General features: G+C 70.6%; 5 protein-coding genes. 1 reads left to right on the forward strand and 4 read right to left on the reverse strand.

Translation table 11 applies throughout. The annotated features are described in order from the left end of the window. The 4 genes from PHP91_RS17220 to PHP91_RS17235 form a co-directional block, all read right to left on the reverse strand. The coding region (locus PHP91_RS17220) for a tRNA pseudouridine synthase A (RefSeq protein WP_300143757.1) at positions 1-336 on the reverse strand (336 nt) is incomplete at its 3' end. Positions 337-381: 45 nt separating this feature from the next. Next, the gene (locus PHP91_RS17225) at positions 382-561 is read right to left on the reverse strand and encodes a hypothetical protein (protein WP_300143759.1); all 180 of its coding nucleotides are present in this window, start codon (positions 559-561) and stop codon (positions 382-384) included. 2 nt (positions 562-563) lie between these two features. Beyond that, positions 564-1,034: a hypothetical protein gene (locus PHP91_RS17230; protein WP_300143760.1), complete on the reverse strand. Its 471-nt coding sequence runs from the start codon at positions 1,032-1,034 to the stop codon at positions 564-566. 233 nt (positions 1,035-1,267) lie between these two features. Next, positions 1,268-1,492 carry a flagellar biosynthesis anti-sigma factor FlgM gene (locus PHP91_RS17235; protein WP_300143762.1) on the reverse strand — a complete coding sequence of 75 codons (225 nt, stop codon included), beginning with the start codon at positions 1,490-1,492 and terminating at the stop codon, positions 1,268-1,270. A 356-nt stretch (positions 1,493-1,848) separates the two neighbouring features. On the opposite strand from PHP91_RS17235, the gene PHP91_RS17240 reads away from it, so the two are divergent. Then, the coding region (locus tag PHP91_RS17240) for a glycosyltransferase (RefSeq protein ID WP_300143764.1) at positions 1,849-3,368 on the forward strand (1,520 nt) is incomplete at its 3' end.

Genomic DNA, 3,368 nt, shown 5'->3' on the forward strand with positions numbered 1-3,368 from the left:
GTATTCGTAGGTCTTGGCCAGGGCCGAGTAGCGGGCGTGGAAGTCGCTCGGGACGGCCTCGGCGTCGAGCACGCGAACGTCGCGCGGGAGGATGGCGTTGAGGGCGCGCCGCCAGGGCAGGTCCGCACGCCCGTCCGGGCAGTCGAAGTGGGCCACCTGGCCCAAGGCGTGGACGCCCGCGTCGGTTCGGCCCGAGCCGTGGACTCTGGCGTGGCCGCCCAGCAATCGGCTGAGCGCGGCCTCCACCTCGCCCTGGACCGTGCGTTCGCGCGACTGGAGCTGCCAGCCGGAGAAGTCGGTGCCGTCGTAGGCGAGGAGGAGCTTGATGCGGGCCATGGTTCGAAGCTTACGCCGATCGGGCGAAAAAGGCAAAAGGGGCGGCTAGTTCGGGCCGTTCTGGGGCGGCTCGGCGAAGCGGGCGGTCTCGGCCAGCACCTCGGCCACGACCCGGACGAGGTCGTCGGGCAGCCCGCCGGAGCGCAGGGCGGCGTCGAGGGCCGCCGGGTCCTGGCCGCAGGCCTCGGCCAGTGCGCGGGCGCGTTCGGCCAGGTCGCCGTCCATGCCTAGCGCTCCACCAGAAATCCGGAGAAGTGGTCGGTGTTCAGGGTTGCCTCGGGCATGGGGGTGGGGTCGAGCCTCATGCGCTGGGCCTTGCCCACGGGCGAGGCGGACGACTCGGCCACGATGTGCCACACGCCCTTCTTGGAGGACCGGCCGAGCAGGGCCAGGAGCTCGGCCTGGCCAGAGGGCTCTATGGCCAGCACGGAGAAGCGGCTGGTGGTCGCGCCCTTGGCGCTGTCCGAGCTGAAGACCATCATGGAGAACTGGTAGCCGGTCTCGGGGTTCTCCCACTTGACCGGGATGCGCGGGGCCGTGCGGTCCAGGGCCGCGCCGATGCGCAACACGTCGCTGGTTTCGAGGTACTCGCCCACGTACTCGTCGGGCATGGGCAGGATGGTGGCGGCGTTGCGTTTGCAGGCGCCAAGACAGAGCAGCAGGACGCAGGCGGCCATGAGCGGAACGTATTGTTTCATGTCCTGACCATAGTGGAGTTTTGGCGGGCAGGCAACCGGCGACAGGTTCGCCGGTTTGTCCAGCCGGGGTGGGGGGAAAGGCAGAAGAGAAAGGCAAAAGCAAAAAGACGGATAAGGAGCCGCCTCCGGCGGGGTTTGTCGGGAGGTTTCGCGCCCGATAGTAAACAAAAAAAACGCCGGGCCGCGATGTCTGCTTCGCGGCCCGGCGTTTTCCCGCCCCGCCAGGGATGTCGCTACAGCGTCGGGTCCATGGCGGAGGTGAGGAGCCGGGCGATGTCCCGGACGTCCGCCCGGTACACACCGGTTCGGACCTCCTCCCGGAGACGGGCGATCTTGCGGGCCCGCTCCTCGTCCTCGCCGAGATGGTGGCGGGATTCGGTCGCGTCAAAGCCCTCGAAGACGCTGTCCGTCTCGATATCGGCCGCGTGTTCGGCGCGGCTGTCATCATAACCCTTCATTAACCCCTCCCTGGGTTATTGAAGTCGGCGGGAAGGGCTCCCCAGCCCCTCCCATTGTCTCCCCATCCGTTGCGGCAGCCTCCGCCCGCGTCCCTGCGGGCGTCATCTTCCGCAACCCGGACGGCCCGGTCCGGCCGGTCCGTCCATGGCGGTTGCCTCTCTTATCGGACGGGGGACCCGGAATCTTAGGGGGCGGCCGCCGGATTTGCCGGAAAAAATTAGCACGCGATATCAGCGGGTTGGATTCGCCGACCCGAGGCGGCCGCCGAGAAGGAACCTTTGCAAATCCGGCTGGTTCCGGCGGCCTGAAACCCTTTCCCGTGGCGCGGGCGGACAAAACAGGGTAGAGGTGGCGCATGCCCGATGCCAAGAACGTCTGCCTCCTCGACGCGCCCCTCTCGCTCATCCGGAGTTTCGAGGACCTGGGGTGCGGGGTGCTCTCCCTGCGCACCGGCCCGGGGCCGTTTCTCTCCCTGCCCGATGTCCTGGCCGAGCGCGGGTTCCGGCCGGACATGGTCCTCCAGGTGGAGTCGCTGGCCGGGCGGCGGCTGGTGGCCGGGCTGGACCGGGTGGAGTGCCCGACCCTGCTCTGGTGCGTGGACCCGCACCTGAACGCCCACTGGCACGCGGCCTGGGCCCGGCTTTTCGACTTGACCTGCTCCACCCAGCGGGCCTGGATTCCCGCCCTGCGCGGACGCGGGGCCGGGGACGTGCGCTGGCTGCCCTGGTTCGGACACGCTGCGGAGGGGAAGGACCCGGACGAGCGGACCACGGACGTGGCCTTTGTGGGCCGGATCACCGGGCAGCGCCCGGCCCGGCGCTGGCTCGCGGAGTTCCTGGAGGCCCGGACGCGCGGCTTCGCCCTGGCCGTGCGCCAGGACCTGGATTTCCGGGCCATGCTCGACCTCTACGGCGACGCCCGGATCGTGCCCAACGAGTCCATCTGCGGTGAGGTCAACTTTCGGCTTTTCGAGGCCGCGTCCTGCGGCTGCCTGGTCCTGGGCCAGGACATCGAGGAGCAGGCCGAGCTCTTCGAGCCGGGCCGCGAGATGGACGTCTGCGCCCACGCGGTCGAGCTGGAGCGCAAGCTGGACTTTTATCTGCGCAACCCCCGGCTGGCCTCGGCCATGGGCCGGGCCGCGCGCGAGCGGGTCCGGGCCGGGCACCTGGCCGTCCACCGGGCGGCGCGCCTCCTGGAATTCGCCGCCGACGCCAAGGACCGGCGGGCGCGCGGCCGGGATGCAGAGGCCTGGGCCGCGCTCACCGCCGCCGCCATGTACGAGGCGGCCGTCACCGACCTTCCGGCGGAAGAGGTTCTGGCCCTGCTGGAAAAGGCCGGGACGGGCGGCGACGCGGCCGAGGCCGTGCTGCGGGCGCAGGCCCTGGCGGGCATGGGCCGGGCCATGGAGGCCAACGTGACGGCCTGGCTGGCCGGGCGGCTGTTCGAGGATTCGGCGGGACTCAACCTGGCCGGGTCCATGGCCGGGCTGCGCCTGGGCAACTTCGACGCGGCCAAGGCCTTCTGGTATCGCCACTGCAAATGTTCCGGCGGGCGCGAGGCCGTCCCGCCCGAGGACGAAACCGCCCTGCTGACCCTGTGGGCCAAGGACCTGCACCGCCGGGGGCTGACCCTGCGCTCCGGCTTCCCCTTCGACCCTGCGCGCCACCTTCCGGCGGCGGCCTCGGAGTGCCTGCTGGCCATCCTGGCCCGCGAGCCCGAGCACCTGCCCACCCTGCGGCTGCTGGACACCCTGCTCCGGCCCTTCCCGGGCGTGGAGCAGTCCCGGGTCGGGCTGCTCTCCGTGCTGACCCTGCACGAGCGCGACGACTGGCGGCTCGCCTTCGAGATCGGCCTGGCCGACCTCAAGTCCTTCCG

This window comes from Pseudodesulfovibrio sp., assembly GCF_028692895.1.
Classification (GTDB): domain Bacteria; phylum Desulfobacterota; class Desulfovibrionia; order Desulfovibrionales; family Desulfovibrionaceae; genus Pseudodesulfovibrio.

Bases quoted from the DNA above. Each gene is read 5' to 3' on its own strand.
- PHP91_RS17225 (WP_300143759.1), bottom strand. From the start codon at position 561: ATGGACGGCGACCTGGCCGAACGCGCCCGCGCACTGGCCGAGGCCTGC.
- PHP91_RS17230 (WP_300143760.1), bottom strand. From the start codon at position 1,034: ATGAAACAATACGTTCCGCTCATGGCCGCCTGCGTCCTGCTGCTCTGT.
- PHP91_RS17235 (WP_300143762.1), bottom strand. From the start codon at position 1,492: ATGAAGGGTTATGATGACAGCCGCGCCGAACACGCGGCCGATATCGAG.